Annotated in this window: 3 protein-coding genes; all 3 read right to left on the reverse strand. The window is 39.5% G+C overall.

Annotated elements, in window-relative coordinates; all coding sequences use genetic code 11:
- Positions 1 to 51: 51 nt before the first annotated feature.
- From ACR2F7_RS15850 to ACR2F7_RS15860, 3 genes are read right to left on the reverse strand one after another with little or no spacing between them, the layout of a single operon-like run.
- On the reverse strand, positions 52 to 1,419 hold the full coding sequence (locus ACR2F7_RS15850) for an MATE family efflux transporter (protein ID WP_432714517.1): 1,368 nt from the start codon (positions 1,417 to 1,419) through the stop codon (positions 52 to 54).
- Between the two features lie 31 nt (positions 1,420 to 1,450).
- The gene (locus tag ACR2F7_RS15855; RefSeq protein ID WP_432714518.1) at positions 1,451 to 2,083 is read right to left on the reverse strand and encodes an AlbA family DNA-binding domain-containing protein; all 633 of its coding nucleotides are present in this window, start codon (positions 2,081 to 2,083) and stop codon (positions 1,451 to 1,453) included.
- Between the two features lie 26 nt (positions 2,084 to 2,109).
- The gene (locus ACR2F7_RS15860) at positions 2,110 to 2,595 is read right to left on the reverse strand and encodes a DUF4442 domain-containing protein (RefSeq protein WP_432714519.1); all 486 of its coding nucleotides are present in this window, start codon (positions 2,593 to 2,595) and stop codon (positions 2,110 to 2,112) included.
- Between the last annotated feature and the right edge of the window lie 110 nt (positions 2,596 to 2,705).

The raw sequence follows: 2,705 nt of genomic DNA on the forward strand, positions 1-2,705 counted from the left end.
AGAAACCTTCCTTAATGCGCTAAATCAAGGCTGGCAGGAAGCCACAACAGCTTAAGTGTTTGCTGCTGAAATAAGTAATTTCGTTCTTGTCTGGAAGCGGAAAAACAACAGTACCGAAGCGGTCAATAACCCAATGGTTAATCCATACCAAATGCCGTTAACACCAAACCCAAGGGTGATACCCAGGAAATAACCCAGGGGAACACCTATAATCCAATAGGCAATAAAAGTTATAAATGTTGGGATATTGACATCTCCGATACCTCTTAAAACACCCAGGCCAACCACCTGGGTGCCATCAAAGAGCTGGAAAAAGCCTGCTATAATTAACAGCTGTGCCGCAATATCAATAACAGCCCTGTCTTCTGTATAAATATAAGGCAGGAGCTGATTAGCGAAGACAAACATTAACGCTGTGACACTCATAAAGGCAATGATGACATGATAACTGGCTAAAGCCGAGCGGCGTAAATCTACAAAGTTGTTCTTGCCTAAATTATTGCCTGTTTTAATGGTTGCTGCAGAGGCTACACCACTGGCTATCATATAAGTAACAGCGGCCAGGTTGATGGATACCTGGTGTGCTGCTTGTTCTACTGCGCCTATGGTGCCAATTAAGATGGCTGCACCACTAAAAGCACTAATTTCAAAGGAATATTGAAGGGCAACAGGGGCACCGATTTTAAAGATCTTGATACTGGTTACTTTATCAAAAAAAGCTATTTTGAAGCTTTTAAGATAAGCCTTAAAATGACTGGATCGAAATACATAAATTGCCATCACTACCGCCATTAATAACCTGTCTATTAAGGTGCTCAAGCCTACGCCTTTAACGCCCATTGGGGCAATGCCGAACATTCCTTTAACAAAGATGATCCCTAAGATAATGTTGATTGCATTTCCCCAAATAGAGATATACATGGCTTGTTTAGTAAAGCCTAGGCCTTCAGCAAATTGCTTAAAGGTTTGAAAGATCATCAAGGGAATGATAGAAAAGGCTAAATAGGCGAGGTAGGGCTTTGCATAGGCTACTACTTCTGGCGACTGACCTAAATGGTCTATCACCACCAAAGTGCCGAAATGCACCATGCAATAAAGAAAGATACCCGTAATCACATTGATGAGCAAACTATTTGACAAGAGTTCGCCACATTTTTTATAGTCCTTGCGGCCATTTTCCTGTGCAATTAAAGGGGTTAAACCATAAGAAATGCCTAAGCCCAACACAAGGGTGAGCATAAAAATACTGTTTACCAAAGAAACCGCGGCCAGTTGTATCGTACCTGCAAAGTGGCCCACAATCACACTGTCGGCCATATGTACCACCGTATGTCCTAATTGTGAAATCACAATAGGCAGGGCTAGTCGTAGGTTATCAGTGTAGTAAGGTTTATATTTTGCGTAGAAATTTTGAAGCATAGTAAAGAAATAGGCCGCAAAATTACAGCAATTAAACCGGATCTACCATGGTAAAATATTCTTCCTTATCTGAAGTATGCGGTTTAATCAATCCGGTAAGGATCAGGTTGACCAAAACTTTTTGGGCATGCCTGTTAGAACTTCGCGTCAATTTAGTGAATTGCCTTAAGGTAATTCGGCCTTCTTTTTTTAAATAGTCGAATAATTTCTTTTCATTATCTGTATAAACAATCAGTTGCCCGTTACTTCGGTTTTCCTTTTTGAGCAGCTCTATAGTAACTGTACTGGCAAGAATACTTTTATCACCAACCCTGAAATAAACCCACCATTGCTTGTTTTCATCCAGCGCATAGTGTGGTTTGGTTTTACTGGATAGAATTTTAACGACTAATACCAATTTATGGTCAACGTAGACTTCTTCAAATTCTGGCTCGATAACCGGTCGGCAATATTCTAAGGCAGATTTTAAGATCATGTATTTCTCTTCATCTTCAGATTTCACACCGGTGATGGTACCATCATCAGCGACACCAATTAATAACTGGCCTCCCTCATGGTTGGCAAAAGCAACCAGGCTTTTTGCAATTTTCCCAACATTGGTGATGGTCTTTTTAAAATCCAGTGTGGAGCCTTCGCCCTGAAGAATAAGTTTCCTGATATTCATACCCGCAAAATTGGAGTCCGATGTTATTAATAGGCCACCACAGGTTTTTCGCCATGGTGAAGGTTCCTGATGTATACCTCATTACTTACTGTTGCACATAACAAACCTTCTTTAGTGAAAATTTCCATTGGGTAGGCCTTTACAAATTTGCCCACCGTGGTGAGGGCTGTTATAGCTTCATGGAGCATTTCATCAGATATGGTAACCGTAAAATATAAATGGTTATGCCCAGGTTTTAAATATTGAATGGAAGCACTTTTTAGCCAAACCCTTGTTTTGAAGCCCTTTCTTTGTAAAAGTTGATCGAACAATATGGCATAAAACGGATCTGTTGCTCCATATATTGTTCCACCATAGATAGAACCATTGTAATTACTGTTCACCACACTCTTGGCAATCTTTACATCTACTCCTTTAAATCCCTTGTGAAAGCGCTGAACCCAAATTCTTTGAAACAATAAAGGTGGGTAAAAACGCATTGCCCATTTAAGGGTTTTTTCTGATACTATCATGATTTATAAATATCTGAAAGATTATTGAACTTTTGAAAAACTATTTATTCTTAGCGATGTTAAACGTTAAAATAAGATGCAAACCTATGAAAAAAACGATTCTAAGTCTT

Source organism: Pedobacter sp., assembly GCF_045628745.1.
Taxonomy (GTDB): Bacteria; Bacteroidota; Bacteroidia; order Sphingobacteriales; family Sphingobacteriaceae; genus Pedobacter.

Excerpts from the sequence above, each read along its gene's own strand:
- ACR2F7_RS15860 (WP_432714519.1), bottom strand. The coding sequence starts at position 2,595 with ATGATAGTATCAGAAAAAACCCTTAAATGGGCAATGCGTTTTTACCCA.
- ACR2F7_RS15850 (WP_432714517.1), bottom strand. The coding sequence starts at position 1,419 with ATGCTTCAAAATTTCTACGCAAAATATAAACCTTACTACACTGATAAC.
- ACR2F7_RS15855 (WP_432714518.1), bottom strand. The coding sequence starts at position 2,083 with ATGAATATCAGGAAACTTATTCTTCAGGGCGAAGGCTCCACACTGGAT.